The following is a 22276-nucleotide window of genomic DNA, read 5'->3' on the forward strand; positions in this document are numbered from 1 at the left end:
AGGCTTAAGCATGCGTTAATCGGCTTCGGCCAGAGTGCCCCGATTCGAGACAGATAGTAGTAGCGTGCGGGGAACACCATGGCTGCCAGTATTTTGATCGCCGACGACGACGCTGTAGCCCGCCGGCTGGTCGAGAACATGGTGCAGAAATGCGGCTATGAGACGGTCGTCGTGGACTCCGGGGACGCCGCAATTGCCACCCTCACCGCCCCCGATGCACCGGCCATCGACGCCGTCATCCTCGATCTCGTGATGCCCGGCCTCGACGGCATGGGCGTACTTGCGAAAATCCGCGAAGCCGGCCTGAGCATCCCCGTCATCGTGCAGACCGCCCATGGCGGCATCGACAACGTGATCTCGGCGATGCGCGCGGGCGCGGCCGATTTCGTCGTCAAGCCGGTCGGCGTGGAGCGGCTCCAGGTCTCCTTGCGCAACGCGCTCAACACGTCCGCGCTCAAGGGCGAATTGCAGCGCATCCGTCACAGCCGTGAGGGCCGGCTGACTTTCTCCGACATCATCACGCGCGCTGAGGCAATGACCCCGGTGATGCGAGCCGCGCAGAAGGCGGCGAATTCCGCGATCCCCGTGCTGATCGAGGGCGAGTCCGGCGTCGGCAAGGAAATGTTCGCGCGCGCCATCCATGGCAGCGGCGAGCGCAAGGCCAAGCCGTTCGTCGCGGTCAATTGCGGCGCGATTCCCGACAACCTCGTCGAGTCCATCCTGTTCGGCCACGAGAAGGGCGCCTTCACCGGCGCCACCGAGCGGCACATGGGCAAGTTTGTCGAGGCTCATGGCGGCACGCTGTTTCTGGACGAGGTCAGCGAGCTGCCGCTGACCGCGCAGGTGAAGCTGCTGCGTGCGCTCCAGGAAGGTGCCGTGGAGGCCGTCGGCGGCCGCAAGCCGGTCAAGGTCGACGTCCGCATCATCTCGGCAACAAATCGCAAGCTGCTGGAGCGGGTGAAGCAGGGACATTTCCGGGAAGACCTGTTCTATCGCCTGCACGTGCTGCCGCTGACGATCCCCTCGCTGCGTGCCCGGCGCGAGGACATCCCGCATCTGCTCAGGCATTTCCTGGCGCGCTTTGCCGCCGAGGAGAATCGCCCGATCTCCGGCATCAGCGGCGAGGCGGTCGCGCATCTGGCCCAGCTCGACTGGCCCGGCAACATCCGCCAGCTCGAAAACGCGGTCTACCGCGCCGTGGTGATGAGCGACGGCGACCAGCTCGACATTGCCGATTTCCCCCTGCTCGCCTCGCAGCCGCATCCCGTCACGGATATTCCGACCGCTCCGCTGATGCTCGAGCCGGCGGCGATGCCTTCGGTGGTATCAGGTAACGAAATACCGATCGCGCCACTCCCCGCCGTGGGAACTCTCGCCATGCTCACCGCGACCGGTGATGTCCGCGCGCTGGAGGACATGGAGAACGAGATCATCCGCTTCGCGATCTCGCATTATCGCGGCCAGATGTCTGAAGTGGCTCGCCGCCTCAAGATCGGCCGGTCAACGCTCTACCGCAAACTCGACGAGGCCGGGGTTCCCGGACATGGCGGCAAAAGCGGCGAGGAGACGCACTGAGCCGGGTGCGAACGGAAGGTTCGCGCGACGGTGCGCGACAGCTGTAAGCCGTTCGCATGACGACGGAATTCGACTGTGATTTGAACCGTGACCTGGAAGTGACAGACAGAGGGAAAACCGCGTGGCAGAAGCGCACCATCCGTTGCCAAGAGGCTGCCTTGAAGTCAGTTTGTCGTGAGTTGTCCCGGGTAGCGCTGGCCGCAGAATCGGGGCCTGTATATCGTCTGCGTAAGAATCGTTGCGTGCAGGCGTGCAACTTTCGAGAGGCCGGCGCGGTTTAGCCGAAGCTCATCAATAGGCGATAACGAAGCTGTTCCACGAGGGGACAGCTCACCCGAGGGGTGCGACACAATGCGTGACTGTTTGAACCACCGTGCGGGCTTTGACCGTGTCTTGATGACGGTCGCAGCGACCTTCCTCGCGGTGTCCGCCAGCTCGGCGCTGGCGCAGGACCAGGCGCGCAGCAGCGCCGCCGAACTCGCGATCGAAGCTGCGATCCCGCGCCCCGAGCCGGCAAACGTCCCGCCCCCCACCGCAGCCGACATCAAGCTCGACACCACCGCCACGGTGCAGGATCCCACCAAGGAAATCGCGAAGGAGTCCGTCAAGGCGGACGCCGCGCCGGCGCCGGACAAGGTCGAGACCAGGCCGTCCGACGTCGCCACCACGCCGGCGCCTGAAGCACCGAAGAGCGAGACTGCGAAAACCGAGCCTGCAAACACCGAGCCTGCAAAGGCTGACACCGCGACCGTCACGCCGGCGGCACCTGCTGCAGCGGCTCCCGCCGCCGAGCCGGTGAAGGCCGCGAGCAACGTGCCCGCAGCCGACCAGCCGGTCGCGGACAAGCTCAAGGACATCATCGGCGCCAAGACCTCGCGCTATTTCGACCGCAAGAACGAGCGCGCCGCGATCGAGAAGTTTTACGGCGCACGCGATTTCGCGCCGGTCTGGACGCAAGGCGGCAACCCGACCGCTGCGGCGAAGGGCGTGATCGCGCGGCTGAAGGACGCGGCCTCCGACGGCCTCAATCCCGCCGACTATCCGTTGCCGGATTTCGCCGCCGCCACGACGCCCGATGCGCTGGCGGATGCCGAGCTCAAGCTCACCGCCAGCATGTTCGACTACGCGCGCCATGCCCAGAGCGGCCGCATGCATTGGTCGCAGGTCAGCGGCGACATTCTCTATCCGGAGCATCCGGTCGATCCCAACGAGGTGCTCGCCAAGGTCACGACGGCCGCGGATGCTTCCGCAGCGCTCGACAGCTACAACCCGCCGCACAAGCTCTACAAGGAGCTGAAAGCCAAGCTCGCCGAGCTGCGCGGCCAGGGCAACGGCCCTGTGATCGAGATCGCCGACGGCCCGGCGCTGAAATACACCCCGGCCAGCAAGAAGCACGCTGAAATCGTCGTCGAAGATCCGCGCGTGCCGCAGCTCCGCGCCAAGCTCGGCCTCGCCGAGAACGCCAGCGACACCCGCTACGACGCGGCGGTCGCCGAGGCCGTGCGCAAATTCCAGAGCGGCGCCGAGATGAAGTCGACCGGCATCCTCGACGACAAGACGGTCAAGGCGCTCAACACCCCCAAGCGCGACAAGCAGATCGACGTGGTGGTGGTGAACATGGAGCGCTGGCGCTGGCTGCCGCGAGACCTCGGCGCGCCTTCGCTGGGTGATGCCTATGTCATCCTCAACATTCCCGACTTCACGCTGAAGGTGATGCAGCGCGGCCAGCAGGTCTGGACCACCCGCGTCGTCACCGGCAAGCCGGGCCAGCACGCCACCCCGCTGCTCACCGAGACGATGAAGTACATCACGGTCAATCCGACCTGGAACGTGCCGCCGTCGATCGTCTACAACGAATACCTGCCGGCGCTGCAGCAGGACCCGACCGTGCTTCAGCGCATGGGCCTCAAGCTCGAGCAGAACCGCGACGGCTCGGTGCACATCTCGCAGCCGCCCGGCGAAGCCAACGCGCTCGGCCGCGTCCGCTTCAACTTCCCGAACAAGTTCCTGGTCTATCAGCACGACACGCCGGACAAGCATTTGTTCGCCAGGGACGAACGCGCATTCAGCCATGGCTGCATGCGCGTGCAGAATCCGGATCAATACGCCTCCGTGCTGCTCAACATCACCATGCCGAACGAGAAGTACACGCCGGAGCGCGTGCGCAGCATGTACGGCAAGAGCGAGATCGATCTGAAATTCCCGACCCCGATCCCGGTCAACATCACCTATCAGACTGCGTTCGTGGATGACGCCGGCAAGCTGCAATTCCGCAAGGACATCTACGGCCGCGATGCGACCATGATCAACATCCTGAAGAACAGCCGCGGCAAGGACCTGGAGAGCGTCGTCGCCCACTCCCAGCCGAGCTATTCGCGGCCAGCGACGACGTTGCCCTCCGGCGTGGCGGTGGCCAACAATGGCGGTGGCTTCGGTTCGTCCGGCCCGAACTTTTTCGAGCGGCTGTTCGGGGCGGCTCCCACCCCGCCGCCGGCTCCGGTCGGCCGCCGCCCGCAGCAGCAGCGGGTGTTTACCCGCTGAGCCCGGCTCGGCGCCTCGTTTCCGGAAATACCGCAATGATATCAGCGACCCCGTCCCCCGGGATGGGGTCGCTTAACGTTAACCATCGTCAACCTGGGCCTGGGCAGCGGGCTTTTTTTGGCCACAGTCAACCGCTTAGGATTGTATTCTGACTTGGTTTGGGGGCGGGAAGGTCAACCTCGAATTAACCTTCTTGCTTTAAGAAAGCGTTCATCCTCTTCGCGCTGCTAACGGGGTTGGCGGGAGAGTCCATTTTGAACGCTCGTCGACTGGGTGGGCTCATACGTGCTGACTGGTCTCGCACGCAAATTCGTTGTGCTGTCGTTGTCCCATGCGGGGGTGAAGGCCGGATCCCGGATCGGCCTCGCCTCCGTGTTGCTGCTTGCCGCCGCAGGCTCGGTTCACGACGCCGCGGCGCTGAACGAGACCAAGACGCTCTCCTTCCACCACACGCATTCCGGCGAAGACATCACCGTCACCTTCAAGCGCGACGGCCGCTATGACGAGGCCGCGCTGAAGCAGCTCAACCATTTCCTGCGCGACTGGCGCACCCAGGATGAAACGGTCATGGACCGTCGCCTCTTCGACATCCTCTGGGAAGTCTATCGCGACGTCGACGGCAAGCAGCCGATCCAGATCATCTCCTCCTATCGCTCCCCCGCCACCAACGCCATGCTCCGACGTCGCTCCTCCGGCGTGGCGCGCTCCAGCCAGCACATGCTGGGACATGCGATGGACTTCTACATCCCGGGCGTGCCGCTGGAGCAGATCCGTTTCGCCGGCCTGCGCCTACAGCGCGGCGGCGTCGGTTTCTATCCGACCTCCGGCTCGCCCTTCGTGCATCTGGACACCGGCAGCGTCCGGCACTGGCCGCGCATGACGCATGACCAGCTCGCCCGCGTCTTCCCGGACGGCAAGACAGTGCATCTGCCGACCGACGGCGTTCCGCTGAAGAACTATGAGCTGGCAAAGGCCGAGATCGAGCGGCGCGGCAGCGGCGACGACGCCGGCAGCAAGCCGAATTTCTTCGCCGCCTTGTTCAGGAGCAAGCCGGCTCCCGCCGCGAGCAGCGACGAGGACGACGAGGGCGCGCCCGCAACGGCCGCGAAGCCGTCCGCGCCGACCGTGGTCGCAGCCGCCGCCAGGCCCGCCGAGCCGGTGCCGACGCCGCGCGCAAAGCCGCAGATCGCCGCAACCCTCCAGCTCGCCTCGGCCGATGCGCAGGTCGTTGCGCCGGCCAAGCCGAAACCCGCGCCCGTGGCTGACAAGCCGGCGACCGGCAAGTCTGTTGAGGGCAAGCTGGAGACCCCGGCCGACATCATCAATGCCCGCGGCTTCTGGGATGATGTCCCGGCCGCGCCGCAGCAGGCGACGCCGGCTCAGGTCGCAGCGTTGAAGGCGCGTCAGGCGCTGGCCGCCGCCACCGAGCCGCAAGCAACCGCGAGCGTGTCCAACGCAGCCTTCCAGGCACTGGCTTACGCGCCGGCCGCCTCCCCGGTTGACCGCGCCAATGTCGTCGCAGCCTCCGCGCCGATCCCGCGCACCGCCCGCACCGCTGCTGCCTCCCGCAGCGTGGCTCAGGCGACGGAGATCAACATGGTGGTCGGCAAGAGCATCGACGGCAGGATCGCCACCGCCACCCGCCTCTCCGCGGCCGGCGAAAGCATCTGGCTCAAGATCGTGATGCTGTCGCCGAGCGCCAGCCGCGCGATGTCGGTGACGCTGATGGGCGAGCTCGACACGGTTGCGCTGCGTGCCTATTTCGTCAAGCCGCGATCCGTGATTGCGATGGGTTTTGCCGACGATCCCATGCATGGCCTGTCCTGCGAGAATTTTTCAGGCAGCGCGACCGCAAAGCTCGAGACGATGTCCTTCGTCGTGCGCACCGCCGCGCTGCGCTGAATCCCGGGTCCGACAAGGCTCTTTCTGCTCTCCCTCGCTCGGATCGATCAAGCCGGAAGGCCAGCCGCGATGAGGCCGGACTCGTGGCGCTGCCGGTCGAGTTCGCGCTTGTAGTGCAGCGTCGCAAGATGAACTGCCACCGAGAAACCTGGTTCGCGCTTCAGGACCTCCGCGGCGTGAGCGCCGGCCGCGATCGCATTCTTCATCTGCGCGAACGTCGCCGCCAGGAACGCATGATGGGTATAGTCGGGTCGTGTGATCCTTGAAAACGCCTCCGCGGCCTCAGCGTATTTCTCCGCGCAATAGTAGGCGCGGCCCAGGTGGCTCCAGAAGCGCTCGGGATGATAGGGGTTGAGACGCATCGCTTTCCTGATCCAGTCGATGCCCTCCTCCGGCAGACCCAGCCAGGTCAGGAGCTCCCCCTGTTGCACGACCACCAGGTCGTAATTCGGGTTGAGGGCGAGCGCACGCTCCTGATGATAGGTGGCCTTCTCGTAGTCGTGACGCGTCAGATTGAGTGCGGCGAGAATCCGGTGCACGTCCGCGTCATTGTCATCGAGTGCCAGCGCGATCTCGAGTTCCGAAGCCACCTGCTCGAAGGTCGCCTCGCGGTCGGCGCACCAGCCATAGATCCAGCACTGGCCGAGCACGCATGCCATCCAGGCATGAGCGTGGGCATAGTTCGGATCCATCGCCAGCGCGCGGTTGAGCAGCGTCTGCGCCTGGGCGTTGTCGTCCCGGTTTGACCGGTGATGCAGGAGCTTTGCAGCCAGCACGCATTCGTAAGCGGGCATGTTGTCGGTCGGCTTGCGCTTGGTGCGGTCGTGCGTTGCGGCTTCTACCCGGCCGGGCAAAGTCGCCACGATCGCGCGGGTCATCTCGTCCTGGATGGCAAAGATGTCCTGGAGCTCGCGGTCGTAGCGTTCGGCCCAGATATGGCGATCGGTCTCTGCATCGATCAGCTGCACGGTGACGCGAACGCGCTCCCCGGCCTTCCGCACGCTGCCTTCGATGACGTAGTCGACTCCGAATTCGCGGCCGATGTCCTGAACCTTTACGGCCTTGCCCTTGTAGACGAACGTTGAGTTGCGGGAGATGACAAGCAGATCGTGAAAGCGTGAAAGCTCGGTGATGATGTCCTCGGTGAGACCGTCCGCGAAGAACTCCTGCTCCGGATCGCCACTCATATTGGCGAATGGCAGCACGGCGATGGACGGCTTCTTCGAGACACCCGGTGGCGTCAGCGCAGTGTTCGACCCGTCGAGCAGGCCTGCAGGCCCCTCCACCAGCCGAATGCGGAAGACGCGGATCGGGCGAGCGATGTTCTTGACGCTCTGTTCACCGAGATCATCGAACTGAACCCCGTCCAGCCGGTCGCCGACCTGATCGCGCACGGCGCCTGAAGCGCAGATTCCTCCAGGCTCGGCCAGCGCCTCCAGCCGCGCCGCGACGTTGACGCCATCGCCGAAAATGTCGTTCTGATCGACGATGACATCGCCCAGATTGATGCCGATGCGGAATTGTATCCACCGCGGCGGCGGGACGTCGGCATTGCGCCGCGCCATCCGGCGCTGAACCTCGACGGCACAGAGCACGGCATCGACGACGCTGTGGAATTCGGCCAGCATGCCGTCGCCGGTCGTCTTGATGATACGGCCGCGGTTCTTGGCAATGGCTGGATCGATCAGTTCGACCCGATGGGTCTTGAGGCGCGCGAGAGTGCCAGCCTCGTCGACCTCCATGAGCCGGCTAAAACCGACCATGTCGGCGGCGAGGACCGCGGCGAGCCTGCGCTCTGGTCCCGGCACATCCATCGCTCGGTCCCTTCACCGAGCACTCTAGCAGACGCGGAGGTTCTGCCCAAGCGTGTTGCGCGGCAACACCCGGGCGATGCGCCTCAGATCATCCCCAGCGCCTGCATGTAGGTCTCGAGAATGGTCTCGGCCTCGGCGCGCTCGTTGGGGTCCTGCTTGCGCAGGCGCACGATGGTGCGCAGCGCCTTGACGTCGTAGCCGTTACCCTTGCTTTCGGCATAGACGTCGCGGATGTCGTCGGAGATCGCCTTCTTCTCTTCCTCCAGCCGCTCGATGCGCTCGATGATGGACTTGAGCTGGTCCTTGGCAAATTTCGTCGCGGGCTCGTCGTCGCGGACGGCGGCGGAGGTGGCCATCTTGTACTCCCAATGGAACTGGCAAAACGAGGTGACGCCGGCATCCCTCACCGCGCGTGCTGGGTAGACCCTTAGGGTTGGGGCCAGCTGCATTCAAGCAAGCATCGCGCTCGTCCACAGCGCGCCCACACCTTCCTGCGCCGAGGCGAAGAAAGCTGTTGTCTGGGTGCGACTCGGGCGATGGAGGTCGGGCCGTTCAATGCCCGTGGGGATGGACCTTCTTCATCGTCTCGAGCTGCTCGGGCGTGGCCGTGCCCTGGTATTTCGCCTTCCAGGTCTCGTAGGGCATGCCGTAGACGGCCTCCCGGCTCTCGTCCTTGCTCAAGGGCACGCCCTGGGCGTCCGCGGCGTCCTTGAGCCAGTTGGACAGGCAGTTGCGGCAGAAGCCCGCCAGATTCATCAGATCGATGTTCTGGACGTCCGTCCGTGTCTTCAAATGGTCGACCAGGCGCCGGAAAGCCGCCGCCTCGAGCTCCGTTCTGGTTTTGTCGTCGATTGCCATGGCTGTATTCCCTAGGGCCCGTCCCGATAGCGGTCACCCTTACGGGATCAGGTGGGTCCTGTCACAGATTTTGCCATATCGCGGCGCAAACGGGCCAAAGCCCGGCTTCGGGGCGCGCCCCGGCCCAACGCCAAATCGTCAATGATCTGGTATAGCTTCCGCGACAATGATTGCCGAATCTCCCCGCTTCCCGCTTCGCCTGCTTGCCCGGTTGGTCCCGGTGCTGGTCGCCGCCCTGCTGTGCCTTTGCGCCAGCCCGGCCTCGGCCGATTTCCGCCTCTGCAACAACACTTCGAGCCGCGTCGGGATTGCGCTCGGCTACAAGGATGCCGAGGGCTGGACCACCGAGGGCTGGTGGAACATCTCGTCGCGCTCTTGTGAGACGCTGCTCCGGGGCACGCTGGTCGCCCGCTACTACTACATCTACGCCATCGACTATGACCGCGGCGGCGAATGGTCGGGCCAGGCCTTCATGTGCTCGCGCGACAAGGAGTTCACCATCCGCGGCACCGAGGATTGCCTCGCGCGCGGCTATGATCGGACCGGCTACTTCGAAGTCGACACCGGTGAGCAGCGGGCCTGGACGGTGCAGCTGACCGACGCCAACGAACAGCCGGCGCAGCAACGCGTACCTGGCCTGCCCGGCCCGGTTGGCCCGGGCGGCGTTCCCGGTTTGCCCAATGGTCCGCCCGGTGGTACGCCCCCCGCCGCGCCTGGCCTCCCGCCAGCGCCTTCGCCCCCGTCTGGAAATAAGCCATGAGGCGTCTTCGCCGTATCAAGATTCTCGCGACCCTGGGACCGGCTTCTTCTGACCTCGCGATGATCCGCCGCCTGTTCGAGGCCGGCGCCGACCTGTTCCGCATCAACATGAGCCACACCCCGCATGACACGATGCGGGAACTGGTGGCGACGATCCGCAACGTCGAGAGCAGCTATGGCCGGCCGATCGGCATCCTGGTGGACCTCCAGGGTCCGAAGCTGAGGCTCGGCGCTTTCGCCGAAGGCGCGGTCCAGCTCCAGAACGGGCAGACCTTCACGCTGGATTCCGACAAGACGCCGGGCGATGCCACGCGCGTCCACCTCCCGCATCCGGAGATCCTGGCGGCGCTGCGGCCGGGCCATGCGCTGCTGCTCGACGACGGCAAGGTGCGGCTGATCGCGGAGGAGACCTCGAAAGAGCACGCGGTGACGCGTGTCGTCGTCGGCGGCAAGATGAGCGACCGCAAGGGCGTCAGCCTGCCCGACACCGACCTGCCGGTCTCCGCCATGACGCCGAAGGACCGCGCCGACCTCGAGGCGGCCCTGGTCACCGGCGTCGACTGGATCGCGCTATCGTTCGTGCAGCGCGCCGAGGACGTCATCGAGGCCAAGAAGATGATCCGCGGCCGCGCCGCCGTGATGGCCAAGATCGAGAAGCCGCAGGCGATCGATCGCCTCGCCGACATCATCGAGGCCTCCGACGCGCTGATGGTGGCGCGCGGCGATCTCGGCGTCGAACTGCCGCTCGAGCGCGTGCCGAGCCTGCAGAAGCAGATGACGCGGATGGCGCGCCGCGCCGGCAAACCGGTGGTGATCGCGACCCAGATGCTGGAATCGATGATCCAGTCGCCGGTGCCGACCCGCGCCGAGGTCTCCGACGTCGCCACGGCCGTCTACGAGGGGGCCGACGCCATCATGCTGTCGGCGGAATCGGCGGCCGGCAAATTCCCGGTCGAGGCGGTCTCGACCATGAACCGCATCGGCGAGGAGGTCGAGCGCGACCCGACCTACCGGTCGGTGATCATGGCTCAGCGCCCCGCTCCTGAATCCACCGTGGGCGACGCCATCGCGGACGCCGCCCGGCAGATCGCCGAGACGCTCGACCTGCCTGCCCTGATCTGCTGGACCAGCTCGGGCTCGACCGCCGTGCGTGTTGCGCGGGAGCGGCCGAAACCGCCGATCGTGGCGATCACGCCGAACATCGCTGCCGGCCGCAGGCTCGCAGTCGTCTGGGGCGTGCATTGCGTGGTGGCGGAAGACGCGCGCGACCAGGACGACATGGTGAGCCGCGCCGGCCAGATCGCGTTCCGGGACGGATTTGTCCGCGCCGGCCAGCGCGTGATCATCGTCGCCGGCGTGCCGCTCGGCATTCCCGGCACCACCAACATGGTGCGCATCGCCTCGGTCGGCCCCGAAGGCGACGCCAACATGTGATTTCCGGCCGCTCCAACAAAAAGTGCGAAAACAACCCCATGCACAGTAGACGGCGACTTCGGCGCGCGTGCTGCGGTTCTTCGAAAAGGCGAGCCCGAGCAACGGCCTGAGTGCGATCAGGTCTCCACCTCGTCGCGTGGCCGATTTTACGCCCCCACCAGCGCCTTCGTCGTCGGCAGCAGCGTCTGCTGCACCACGAGGCCGCGGGCGCGGGCGTCCATGACGCCGACCGCGCGCAGCGCCAGCAGCGTCACGGTCTGCACCGCATCGCGCATCTTGACGGGATCATCGAGATTGTCGGGCGCGAGCGGCCCGACCAGGGCCTCGTGCAGCGCGCCGAGCAATGCGGTGGCGGCGAGCGCTGTATCCTGAGCCGGCAGGTGGCCGGCGCGCACGGCGGCATCGATTCGCGCGGCGATTTCGCCCGCGATCTCGCGCCGGCTGGCGAGGCGCGAGGCACTGACATCGACATCGACAGGCTCGGCCAGGATGCCCCAGGCCAGCCTGCGCTGCGACAGGGTATGGACCGCCACGGTGGTCACGGCCGCCGCCAGCGCCGAGGACGGCCCCGGCGCGGCGTCGGCGGCCCTTCGGATCGCCGCGAGCTCGTCGCGGGAGACCTCGGCAATGAGCTCGGAGATCAGGTCGGCCTTGGAGGGGAAGTAGCGGTAGACCGTGCCGGCCGCGACATTGGCCCGGACCGCGACGGGCGCGATCTGCACCGCCGCCATTCCGCCTTCCGCGGCCGCATCCCGCGCCGCCGCCAGAATCGCGCTCCGCCGCGCCGCAAGGCGCTTCACCACTTGATGCGTCCGCCGATAAACCATGGCGCGCTTCCTGTCCCACACGCCGGCCACACGCCCCTGCGGCCAAACGCTTCGTCACGTCGAAAGATGCAAATCGCCCCGCAAGGACTGAACAACTATTCAGGGTGAATGACAAGATGGGAAATGCGTGAAGCGTCATTGCGAGCGGACGGAGGCGCCAAGCCTGCATCGACGGCATTTTGTCGAGGCCGCCGTCCAAACGCTGGGAGTTTGCCCGGAGCAGCGCGGGATCAACGTCACACTTGGCCAGTCCGTTCGATGTGCAACAAACCCATCGCGCGGCCGAACGCGTTCTTCGAGGGCTTGGACCGCCAGTTCACAATTTGAGTTCAGTGGTCGCTGTTCCGCCTGTGAGTATTCCGCCTGGGAGTGCGCTACGATTATAAACTTGTAGGTTCGCTTACCCGAGCTTAAAGGCGGTCGTGCTCAGATGCCGTTGCGCGCGGTCGCCCAACCCCGAGACTCCAATGTCGATTTCCGTCATCAGCAGCGTTCCCGTCCGCGGCGTTGCGCGCTGGCTTTTGCCGGTCTGCATCGGCGTCGGCGTCTACCTGTTCTTTCTGGGCGTCGGCGACATCATGCTGCGGGATTCGGACACGCTGTGGCAGATCAAGATCGGGCAGTGGATCCTCGAACACCGCGCAATGCCCTACACCGACATCTATTCGTTCACGCGCGCCGGCGAGGCGTGGATCTCGAGCTCCTGGCTGTCGCAAGTCCTGTTCGCACTGGTCTACGAGCCATCGAACTGGTCGGGCGTGGTCATCCTGACATCGCTCGCGATCGGCGCGACCGCGGCGATCTTCGTTTACCTGCTCGAGCCCTATCTGGAGCCGGCACGCGCCTTCGTGCTCGTCACCCCGCTCCTCTTCATGTCGATGGGTCATTTTCTCGCGCGCCCGCACATGCTGGCGCTGCCCGTCATGGTGGCCTTCGTCGGCGGGCTGCTGGCGGCCGCCGATCGGCGTAGCGCGCCGTCCTGGCTGTTGCTGCCCCTGATGGCGCTGTGGGCCAATCTTCACGGCGGCTTCGTCATGGGCCTGGCCCTGATCGGAGCCATCGGCCTCGATGCGATCGCGTCCTGCGATCGCAAGGACCGGGTTGCACTGGCGGCGCGCTGGGCCGTGTTCGGCCTTGCCGCGCTCGCCGCAAGCTGCTGCACGCCCTATGGCTGGAACACGCTCCTGGCGTCGACCAAGATCCTCAGCCTCGGCAAGCTGCTCTCGTTGATCTGGGAGTGGATGCCGGCCGACTTCAGCTCGCTCGATCTGTTTGGCGCCAGTCTGCTCGGTTTGATCGCCATCGGCTATTGCAGCGGGGTGGTGCTGTCATGGACCCGCATTTTCCTGCTGCTCGGGCTGATCTGGGCGGCACTCAACCACGTCAGAAACATCGAGGCCTTCGCGCTGTTGACGCCCCTCGTGCTGGCCAAACCGTTCGCCGAACATTTCGGAGTGACGAGAGCGCCCGCGCTGAAGGGAAGCGAGGCGCGGCCCTCCTTTGCCCTGACCGCAATCGCGGCGCTGGCCATCGTCGCGGCCGGCTGGAGCATCACGCGGTCCTATGCCACGCCGGTCCGGTATGCGTTCATCGGCAATCAATCGCCTGCGGCCGCGGTCGACCTGCTCGAAAAACGGCACGCGCAGCGGATCTTCAGCACCGCTCCGATCGGCGGCTACCTGATCACCCGCAACATCAAGAGCTTCATCGATGGCCGCGCCGAGCTGTATGGCGAGCAGTTCGTGCTCGACTATTTCGATGCCGTCGAGGGCAAGAACGTGGACACCCTGCTGCGCCTGCTCGAGACCTACCGGATCGACGCGACGCTGCTGAACACCACCATTCCCGCCGCCAGGATCATGGACCATTTACCAGGATGGAAGCGGCTCTATGCGGATGATATCGCCGTGGTTCACGTCCGCGACGCCGCGCCGACGCCGCCGCCTTCCGCATCACGGTGAGCCAAAACAAGGCCGCTAGAGTGCGATGCGATTAGGACGAATCGTCATAGCGCTTCAGGTCATTGCTTGAGCATGATCTTTCGGAAAACCGGTGCACACTTGTCCGGATCATGCTGTAGCTCTCGCAGGCCTTCGCCGAGGCAAAGCTCGCCTGGAGCCATCCTTCGCGGCACCTGGGTGCGGCGGGCTCTCAGGTCGCTTTTGCAGCGGGATATCCGGGGCTCATCGCGAGGCGTCTGCCAAAGCGAACGTCTTGAACCATGCACCTCGACCGGTCCTCCGGCTGCAGGCGCCCCATACGAAAAAGAGCCCCGCCAGGGACGGGGCTCTCGAAAATTCGCCGCTCGTTCCGGCCTTACTTGAGGCTGGTCGAGATCGAGCTGAACTTGGAGTTCAGCGTGGTGCCGAGATTGTTGACGACGGTGATGATCGCCAGCGCGATGCCGGCAGCGATCAGGCCGTATTCAATGGCGGTGGCGCCGGATTCATCCTTCACGAAACGCGCAACGAGGTTCTTCATAGAGTGCTCCAAATGGGTACACGAGGCTTACAACTGATCTGGTCTTTTCGGCTTCCCAGCGCCGCCCGACCATGGAACCGAACGTAGAGGCAAAGAATTGCGCCGCAGTTAATCCGACTACGTAAACATCGAGCGGTTTGCGAGTATTCGCCGATGGTAAATCGGAATCCAAAACAATCTGTTAAATTGTCGGGACATGACGCCGGCCCGGCGCGGCCGATTTACCCGAAGTTATGACCGCCATGGTCCAATGCCACCCGCTCGGACCGAAGCGCGACGAGGTGAATCGTTCATCTCGCTTCAGGTTATTGTTTGAGCGTGATCTTCTCGGAATACCGCTACACACTTTTCCGGATCATGCTCGGCCCGGCGAGAACAACAGGACGACGAGGCGGCATGTCCCTTTCCCTTGCCAACAGCATCGCGGTTCAGAGCCGCGCGCGGGCTCTGGTGCCCCTGTGCGTCGGTGCCGGCGCGTACCTGTTCTTCCTCTATCTCGGCGACACGCTGCTTCAGGATTCGGACTCGTTCTGGCAGATCAAGATCGGGCAATGGATCCTCGATCACGGCGCCATGCCATACACCGACTTCTACTCTTTCACGCGCACCGGCGAGGCCTGGATCTCGACATCGTGGCTGTCGCAAGTCTTGTTCGCCTTCTCCTACACGCAATGGGGCTGGGCGGGCCCCGTCATCATCACCTCGATCGGTGTCGCGCTCACCGTCGCCATCCTGGTCCATTTCCTCGACGCGCAGATCGAGGCACCGCGCGCTGTGCTGTTCGCGATGCTGGCGCTGCTGCTGTCGATCCATCACGTGTTGGCGCGTCCGCATATCCTGGCGCTGCCCGTCATGGTGGCGTGGGTCGGCTTGCTGATGGCCGCCGCCGATCGCAAGAGCTCGCCGTCCTGGACCTGGCTGCCGCTGATGGCGCTCTGGGCGAACCTGCACGGCGGCTTCGTGCTGGGCCTCGCGCTGATCGGTCCGATCTCGCTCGAGGCGGTCGAGCATGCCGAGAAGGGGCGGCGGCTTGCCCTGTTCATGCGCTGGGTGCTGTTCGGAATCGGTGCGTTGATCGCGAGCTGCTGCACACCCTACGGCTGGCGGACGCTGCAAGGCGCGACCAACATCCTCAGCCTCGGCGAGCTGTTGTCGCTGATCTTCGAATGGATGCCGGCGAACTTCGCCACGTTCACCTCGTTCGAAGGCGCCCTGCTCGGCCTGATCGCGTTCGGCTATTATCGGGGCCTCGTGCTGTCGGCGCCCCGGATCTTCCTGATCCTGTTCCTGACCTGGAGCGCGCTGACCCACGTCAGAAGCATCGAGGCATTTGCGTTCCTGGTGCCGCTGGTGCTGGCAAAGCCGCTCGGCCAGATGTTCCCGCGCCCGGCGCCCGACGCCGCAGATGCCGACCGCTGGCCGGCCCGCCATGTCACTGCGATCGGCGCGCTGATGATCGTGGCGGCGAGCTGGACCTCGACGTCGCTCTATCTGGGGCACCACCGCTTCACCTTCACGATGACGCAGACGCCGGTTGCGGCGGTCGACCTGCTCGCGCAACGCAAGGTGCGGCGCATCTTCAACGCCTACCAGTTCGGCGGCTATCTGATTTCGCGCGATATCCCTGTCTTCGTCGACGGCCGCGCCGAGCTCTATGGCGAGAAGTTCGTCATGGACTTCTTCAAGGCGACGGAGGGCAAGAAGCCCGAATTGCTGCCGCGCTTGTTGGATGAGTACAAGATCGACGCGACGCTGTTGGTGGCTGACGCGCCGGGCCCGCAGATCCTCGACCAGCTCAAGGGCTGGAAGCGGATCTATGCGGACGACATTGCGGTGATCCATGTGCGGGACGACGGGCAGAGCGCGGCCACGCCCGCAGCATCGAATTGAGGCGCCGGACGATGTCGCCCCGCGTCCTGCCGACCGAGCGAGGATCCACCGCTGCGCCGAACCCTGCGATCGTGCTCGCGATCACCTGGGCAGCGATCGTGGTTGCGCTCGGGTTTCCCGCGATCAAGACGGGAGTGCTCGACGCACTGTCGACCGACGACGCGATGCGGCTGGTCGAGGTGCGCGATCTCCTGGCCGGCCAGGGCTGGTTCGACCTGACCCAATACCGGCTCGATCCCCCCGGGATCGCGATGCACTGGTCCCGCATCGTCGATGCGCCGCTGGCCCTGCTGATCCTCCTGCTTCGCCCCCTGCTCGGCCAGCACGCCTCCGAAGCGCTCACGCTGGTCGCGTGGCCCTCGCTGTTGATGGGCGCCGCACTCTGGCTCACAGCGACGATCGCAAGTCAGGCCAGCGCCCCGGCTGACCGTCCGCGGATGCGGCTCGCGACGATTCTGGTCACGGCGCTGTCGATCCCTGCCCTGATCCACTTTCGCGCCGGCGCGATCGACCATCACAACGTACAGATCGTGCTGCTGCTCGGCTTCGTGCTCTGCATCACCGACGTCGAACACTCTGCGGCCAAGGCGGCTCTGGCCGGATGTCTCGCGGCGCTGTCGCTGGCGATCGGGTTGGAAATGCTGCCCGCGATCGCCGTGGCGAGCGCGGCCGTGATGGGGTTGCTGATCTGGAAGGGCAATGAAGTCCTGCGCTCCGCCTGCGCTTTTGGTGCAGGCCTCGCCGGGTCGTCGCTGCTGCTGGCACTGCTACTGTTCCCGCCGAACAGTCTTGCCAAGCCGGTCTGCGATGCCTTCGGCGGCCCCATCCTGCTGTTGTCTGCGGGCGGCGGCGTCGCGCTGCATGTGGTGGCCGGCGTCAGCCATCTCCGCCGGTCCATCTGGATGCGGTTCGCGGCGGCCGCGCTTGCCGGTGCGTTCCTGCTGAGCGCCTTCTTCAAATCGTATCCGAGCTGCGTCGCCTCGCCCTATGCGCAAGTCGATCCCCTGCTCGTCAGTTTCTGGCTTGAGCGGGTCGGCGAGACCATGTCGGTGACGGAACTGGCGCGGATGCAGCCGCAGAGGCTGCTCGAGTGTTATGGGTTTCCATTGCTGACGCTCGGTCTCTGCTTCGCCGCCATCATCCGCGACACGCCGCAGACGCGCTTTCGCTGGATCGTCTCGACCGTCACGCTCGCAGCGCTCTTCGGCATCAGCCTATGGGAATTGCGCGGCGCCGCCGCCGCCAACATCGTCGCGGCTCCGCTCTGCGTCATCGGAATCGCGGCGCTTCGCAGGGGTGGCGCGACCAATTGGGGGCTGCTGCGTGCCGCACTCCTCGTATCGCCCGCCACCCTTGGCGGCGTTGGCTTTGCAATCTGGCCGGCATTCGCCGCGGGAACGAGCGGCCACGAGATCGCGATGCCCGATCGCAACATGTCCTGCCAGACCATCTCCAGCATAGTGCCGCTCGCCGCGCTGCCGCCCGGGCGCGTGATGGCGCCGATCGACTCGGGTCCTGCGATCCTGGCTGCGACGGACCATTCCGTGTTCGCCGGTCCCTACCATCGCAACAACGACGGCAACCTCGTCATGGTGCACACGATGACGGCGACACCGGAAGCCGCGCGCGCAATGCTCCGCGCACGGCAGGTCGACTACATCCTGACCTGCAACGGCTCTGCCGATCAGGGGGACCTTGTCCGCATCGCGCCGGAGGGCCTCGCCGCGCAGCTCGGCCGCGGTGAAGCACCAGATTATCTGGAGCCGGTCGAAGCGATGTCGAAACCCGGCTGGACGGTCTGGCGCGTGCGCAAGTGAGAGCGTAAGAGCGCGAGAGCGCGAGAGCGCGCCTGAAGCCGCGACGTCATCCGAAGAGATCGACCAGGAGCAATGCGGCGCTTGTACACAGCCCTGCAACCGGCACCCAAACGGGCACGACGAACACGCCGGCGGGAGGCTTTGATTCGTTTGCCTTGATTCGAAGCAGTGCCAGATTGACCAAGGCGAAAATCCCAAGCGTCAATCGCGAGGTCCATTCCGCCAATCCCGTCAGCGGAACGCCGAGCGCGAGGATCAGGATGGCGCCGACGCCGAGGAGGGTCGCGACGACCGGCGTCCTGCTTCTGGCATCCACCCGCGCGAGAAGAGCCGGAAGGCTGCCCCGGTCCGCAAGGCCGTACAGCACACGTCCGATCATGATCATGTGAACGATGATTCCATTGATTGTCGCCACGACCGCAATCGCGCTCAGAACCGAAAGGGGAAGCCCGGTCAGACGCTGAAATACCAGAGCAAGAGGGGCTGATGAATGCCCGAGCTCGGCCGGCGGCACGGCGACCACCGCAATCCAGGTAACCGCCATGTAGAGGAGCGCCGTCACGCCGAGGGTAATGAAGAGGGCCCAAGGCAGAGTCCGCGAAGGATTCTTCATTTCCTCGGAGATGTTGACCAGGTGCTCGAACCCGATGAACGCAAACACGGCGAGCAGCGAGGTCTGTGCGATCCCGGTCCAGGCTGCCAGGTCGTTCGTGGGAGCCCACAATTCGGGCAGCCGAGAGACCAGAGATTCACCCTCGAATAGGCCGGCCCCGATGATGAGGATCAATCCTCCGATTTCCACCACTGTCATCAGTCCAGCGAAGCTGATGGACTGAACCGCGGACAGGCAGGCGATCGCTCCCATCGCAAGCACGACGCCGGCGATGATCCAGGCGGCAGGCAGCGGCAGAAATACGCCGATGTAGCCGGCGCTTCCGACCGTGATGGTGGCCCCTGAAATCGTCGCCGCCGCCACCACGAGCAATCCTGCGACACCGCCGAGCCATTTGCGGTGAAATGCGGCTTCAACATAGGCCGCCTCGCTCGCCGCAACCGGCAGCCGCGTGCCCAGTTCAGCAAAGGTCCCGGCTGTGATGCCCATCACGACGGCAGCAGCGAGGAACGCCAGAGGCGCGTGCATCCCGCTCCGTGCGGCGGCCGCCCCCACCAGGACGTAGATTCCCGCGCCGATCGTGACGCCGAGCCCGTAGAGCACCGCGTGCGTCAGCGTGAGCGATCTGACCAGCTTTGAAGACTTGTGCGGCGTTGTCGTGCTGCCCGGTCGATGAGTGGCAGCATCTGTTCTCACCTCTTGCATGGACCAACGTCAATGCGAAAACAGAATCGGGATCGGCGGCTTGGACAGCAGACTTCTCGTCGCACCGCCAAGCACGAATTCGCGCCACCTGGGCGTTCCGTACGCGCCCATCACAAGCACGTCGATGCCGTGAGCTAGCACGTACGCTTCGAGGACCTCGCCGATCGGCTTGCCTTCGGCGTCGACCTTGTCCAGCACGACCTCGATGCCGTGACGGGCCAGGTTCTTTGCCAGCTCTTCGGCGGAACGTTTGGAATCCAGGGCCTTTTCATGCGTGACGGTAACGACGCGCACGTTTCTCGCCTTTTCAAGCAAAGGAATCGCATCGGAAACCGCTCGGGCGGCGGTGCGGCTGAAGTCCCAGGCCACGCAAGCAGCATCGAGCCGGAATGGACGCGATCGCGGCGCCGTCGGCAGGATCAGCGTCGGCCTGCCGGATTCGAAGATCACCTCCTCGGCATCCCACCGCTCGTGGGATTCCCGCATCGGCATGATCGTGAGATCGCGAAGCCTTGCATAGTCGACCAGCAGCCCCGGCTCGCTTTGGGTTGCACATTGCTCGAAGATGGTCTCATGCCGAATGCCGGACTTTTCGGCCGCCGCTTCGAACGCCGCGAGCAGCGCTTGCGCATTCTGGCGGCTCCTGGCGGCCTCGCGCGCGATCATCGCAGGGATGTCGATGATCGCATTCCCAAGCAAGCTCCCGCGCACTTCCAAATGCACTTCGCAGGAAATGGCTGCGAGGTGCGTATCCAGGACGGCGGCCAGCGAAACCGCATCGTCGATCACCGAGACCGGCGTCGGTTCCGGATAGCTCATCAGGGTCAGCAGAACATCCTTGAAAGCCATGTTTCCCTCCTTGAGGATTCGAGCCTAACGCTGTCGAGGTCCCCCTTCTTGACCCACCGCAACAGGTTCAGCCGCGTAGGCTGTGGCAAAACGGCCAAGGCTCGAATGAGGGGCCGGCGGGAGCGGGAATGCACCGATTCGGCGGTGCTCACTCCGCTGGAGGGATTCAGCGGAATGCCAGTTCGCGAACGCGCGTTCGGTCAATAAAAAACGCGGCGTTTCCGCCGCGTTCTTAAATTCGGTCTGCCGCTTGCGATCAGGCCTGCGGCTGCGGCTCCAGGCCGGGATCCGGATCGGGCCGCGGGCGCGACTTGCCGGCCGGAGGCACGGCGGAGGCGCGCGGCGTCGTGGGCTCGAGCACGGATTCGCGGTTCGGCTTCTTGCCCTTGAGCAGGTCGACGATCTCGTCGCCGGTCAGCGTCTCGAATTCGAGCAGGCCCTTGGCGAGGGCTTCGAGGTCGGCGCGCTTCTCGGTGAGGATGCGGGTCGCTTCCTGATAGCCCTCCTCGACCAGACGCTTGATCTCGGAATCGATCTTCTGGACGGTCGCTTCGGACGCGTTCTGCGTGCGCGACACCGACATGCCCAGGAAGACCTCGTCCTGGTTCTCGCCATAGGAGACGGTGCCGAGCTCTTCCGACAGGCCCCAGCGCGTCACCATCATGCGGGCAAGGCGCGTGGCCTGCTCGATGTCGGAAGCGGCACCCGAGGTGACCTTCTCGCGGCCGAAGATCAGCTCTTCGGCGACACGGCCGCCCATCATGATGGCGAGCCGCGAGGTCATCTGCTCCAGGGACATCGACAGCTTGTCGCGCTCCGGAAGCTGCATGACCATGCCCAGCGCACGGCCGCGCGGGATGATGGTCGCCTTGTGGATCGGATCGGTCGCGGGCACGTTGAGGCCGACGATGGCGTGGCCGCCTTCGTGATAGGCCGTCAGCAGCTTCTCTTCCTCGGTCATGACGAGCGACTTGCGCTCGGCGCCCATCATCACCTTGTCCTTGGCCTCCTCGAACTCGGCCTGGGTCACCATCCGCTTGTTGCGGCGGGCGGCGGTGAGCGCAGCCTCGTTGACGAGGTTCATCAGGTCGGCGCCGGAGAAGCCCGGGGTGCCGCGCGCGATGGTCTTGAGGTTGATATCCGGCGCCAGCGGCACCTTGCGAACGTGAACCTTGAGGATCTGCTCGCGGCCGACGACATCCGGATTGGGCACCACGACCTGGCGGTCGAAGCGGCCCGGACGCAGCAGCGCGGGATCGAGCACGTCGGGACGGTTGGTCGCGGCGATCAGGATCACGCCCTCGTTGGCCTCGAAGCCGTCCATTTCGACCAGCAGCTGGTTCAGCGTCTGCTCGCGCTCATCATTGCCGCCGCCGAGGCCGGCGCCACGGTGACGACCGACGGCATCGATTTCGTCGATGAAGATGATGCAGGGCGCGTTCTTCTTGGCCTGCTCGAACATGTCGCGGACGCGGCTCGCGCCGACGCCGACGAACATTTCGACGAAGTCCGAACCGGAAATGGTGAAGAACGGCACGTTGGCTTCGCCCGCCACCGCACGGGCGATCAGGGTCTTGCCGGTGCCGGGAGGGCCGACCAGCAGCACGCCGCGCGGAATGCGGCCGCCGAGGCGCTGGAATTTGCCGGGGTCGCGCAGGAACTCGACGATCTCCTGCAGGTCCTGCTTGGCTTCGTCGACGCCGGCGACGTCCTCGAAGGTGACGCGGCCATGCGCTTCGGTGAGCATCTTGGCGCGCGACTTGCCGAAGCCCATCGCCTTGCCGGCGCCGCCCTGCATCTGCCGCGACAGGAAGATCCACACGCCGATCAGCGCGATGAAGGGCAGCCAGGAGACCAGCAGCGAGACGAACCAGGGCACGTTGTCGCCCGGCGGCTTCGCGGTGATCTGCACCTTGCTGTCGTAGAGGCGCTTCACCAGCGTCGGGTCGTTTGGCGCGTAGGTCTGGAAGCTCGAGCCGTTGGTGAAGGTGCCATGGATATCAGGCCCCTGGATCACGACGTCGCGCACATTGCCGCGGTCAACTTCGCTCAGGAGCTGGGAGAAGGCGATGTCCTGCGAGGAGGCCCGCTGACCCGGATTCTGGAAGAGCGTGAACAACGCCAACAGCAGCAAAACAATGATGACCCAGAGGGCGAAATTGCGCAGATTGGCGTTCATCGATCTTCCTTCGTGGTCGCGCGGATCGCGAC

Annotated in this window: 16 protein-coding genes; 8 read left to right on the forward strand and 8 right to left on the reverse strand. The window is 65.3% G+C overall.

Annotation, left to right across the window (positions count from 1 at the left end; translation table 11 throughout):
- Positions 1–78 precede the first annotated feature (78 nt).
- From ABIA42_RS25645 to ABIA42_RS25655, 3 genes are all read left to right on the forward strand, one after another.
- Entirely contained in the window at positions 79–1575 is a 1497-nt protein-coding gene (locus ABIA42_RS25645) for a sigma-54-dependent transcriptional regulator (RefSeq protein WP_370119902.1), read from the forward strand.
- A gap of 351 nt (positions 1576–1926) precedes the next feature.
- Entirely contained in the window at positions 1927–4116 is a 2190-nt protein-coding gene (locus ABIA42_RS25650; protein WP_370119899.1) for a murein L,D-transpeptidase, read from the forward strand.
- Between the two features lie 285 nt (positions 4117–4401).
- Positions 4402–6018: a DUF882 domain-containing protein gene (locus ABIA42_RS25655; RefSeq protein ID WP_370119896.1), complete on the forward strand. Its 1617-nt coding sequence runs from the start codon at positions 4402–4404 to the stop codon at positions 6016–6018.
- A 47-nt stretch (positions 6019–6065) separates the two neighbouring features.
- Here the strand turns inward: ABIA42_RS25655 and ABIA42_RS25660 are convergent, their stop codons facing one another.
- The 3 genes from ABIA42_RS25660 to ABIA42_RS25670 all read right to left on the reverse strand — a co-directional run bounded on the left by ABIA42_RS25660 (position 6066) and on the right by ABIA42_RS25670 (position 8690).
- The gene (locus tag ABIA42_RS25660) at positions 6066–7832 is read right to left on the reverse strand and encodes an adenylate/guanylate cyclase domain-containing protein (RefSeq protein WP_271529641.1); all 1767 of its coding nucleotides are present in this window, start codon (positions 7830–7832) and stop codon (positions 6066–6068) included.
- Between the two features lie 83 nt (positions 7833–7915).
- Complete coding sequence (locus ABIA42_RS25665) at positions 7916–8188, reverse strand: DUF2312 domain-containing protein (RefSeq protein ID WP_008546273.1); 273 nt, start codon at positions 8186–8188, stop codon at positions 7916–7918.
- Positions 8189–8384: 196 nt separating this feature from the next.
- The gene (locus tag ABIA42_RS25670) at positions 8385–8690 is read right to left on the reverse strand and encodes a DUF1244 domain-containing protein (RefSeq protein WP_194389820.1); all 306 of its coding nucleotides are present in this window, start codon (positions 8688–8690) and stop codon (positions 8385–8387) included.
- A gap of 166 nt (positions 8691–8856) precedes the next feature.
- On the opposite strand from ABIA42_RS25670, the gene ABIA42_RS25675 reads away from it, so the two are divergent.
- Entirely contained in the window at positions 8857–9450 is a 594-nt protein-coding gene (locus ABIA42_RS25675; protein ID WP_370119892.1) for a DUF1036 domain-containing protein, read from the forward strand.
- Complete coding sequence (gene pyk / locus ABIA42_RS25680) at positions 9447–10883, forward strand: pyruvate kinase (protein ID WP_271529643.1); 1437 nt, start codon at positions 9447–9449, stop codon at positions 10881–10883. Before ABIA42_RS25675 ends, pyk begins: the two co-directional genes overlap by 4 nt.
- Positions 10884–11029: 146 nt before the next feature.
- On the opposite strand, the gene ABIA42_RS25685 is transcribed toward pyk, so the two are convergent.
- The gene (locus ABIA42_RS25685; protein WP_028180633.1) at positions 11030–11710 is read right to left on the reverse strand and encodes a TetR/AcrR family transcriptional regulator; all 681 of its coding nucleotides are present in this window, start codon (positions 11708–11710) and stop codon (positions 11030–11032) included.
- Between the two features lie 467 nt (positions 11711–12177).
- Here ABIA42_RS25685 and ABIA42_RS25690 point away from each other — a divergent pair, with 467 nt between their 5' ends.
- Positions 12178–13671 carry a hypothetical protein gene (locus ABIA42_RS25690; RefSeq protein WP_370119887.1) on the forward strand — a complete coding sequence of 498 codons (1494 nt, stop codon included), beginning with the start codon at positions 12178–12180 and terminating at the stop codon, positions 13669–13671.
- Between the two features lie 355 nt (positions 13672–14026).
- On the opposite strand, the gene ABIA42_RS25695 is transcribed toward ABIA42_RS25690, so the two are convergent.
- Entirely contained in the window at positions 14027–14191 is a 165-nt protein-coding gene (locus tag ABIA42_RS25695; protein WP_271529647.1) for a Flp family type IVb pilin, read from the reverse strand.
- 396 nt (positions 14192–14587) lie between these two features.
- On the opposite strand from ABIA42_RS25695, the gene ABIA42_RS25700 reads away from it, so the two are divergent.
- Together ABIA42_RS25700 and ABIA42_RS25705 are read left to right on the forward strand one after the other, a co-directional pair.
- Positions 14588–16081, forward strand: coding sequence for a hypothetical protein (locus ABIA42_RS25700; protein ID WP_370119884.1), 1494 nt, complete (start codon positions 14588–14590; stop codon positions 16079–16081).
- Between the two features lie 11 nt (positions 16082–16092).
- Positions 16093–17898 carry a hypothetical protein gene (locus ABIA42_RS25705; RefSeq protein ID WP_370119881.1) on the forward strand — a complete coding sequence of 602 codons (1806 nt, stop codon included), beginning with the start codon at positions 16093–16095 and terminating at the stop codon, positions 17896–17898.
- Positions 17899–17944: 46 nt separating this feature from the next.
- Here ABIA42_RS25705 and ABIA42_RS25710 read toward each other — a convergent pair whose 3' ends face one another.
- The 3 genes from ABIA42_RS25710 to ftsH form a co-directional block, all read right to left on the reverse strand.
- The gene (locus ABIA42_RS25710; protein ID WP_370119878.1) at positions 17945–19114 is read right to left on the reverse strand and encodes an APC family permease; all 1170 of its coding nucleotides are present in this window, start codon (positions 19112–19114) and stop codon (positions 17945–17947) included.
- A gap of 111 nt (positions 19115–19225) precedes the next feature.
- Positions 19226–20065 (reverse strand): universal stress protein, encoded by an 840-nt coding sequence (locus tag ABIA42_RS25715; protein WP_370119875.1) that lies wholly within the window; start codon positions 20063–20065, stop codon positions 19226–19228.
- A 256-nt stretch (positions 20066–20321) separates the two neighbouring features.
- The gene (ftsH, locus tag ABIA42_RS25720; RefSeq protein ID WP_028180163.1) at positions 20322–22244 is read right to left on the reverse strand and encodes an ATP-dependent zinc metalloprotease FtsH; all 1923 of its coding nucleotides are present in this window, start codon (positions 22242–22244) and stop codon (positions 20322–20324) included.
- Positions 22245–22276: the final 32 nt, after the last annotated feature.

This window comes from Bradyrhizobium sp. USDA 327 (assembly GCF_041262065.1).
GTDB lineage: Bacteria > Pseudomonadota > Alphaproteobacteria > Rhizobiales > Xanthobacteraceae > Bradyrhizobium > Bradyrhizobium liaoningense.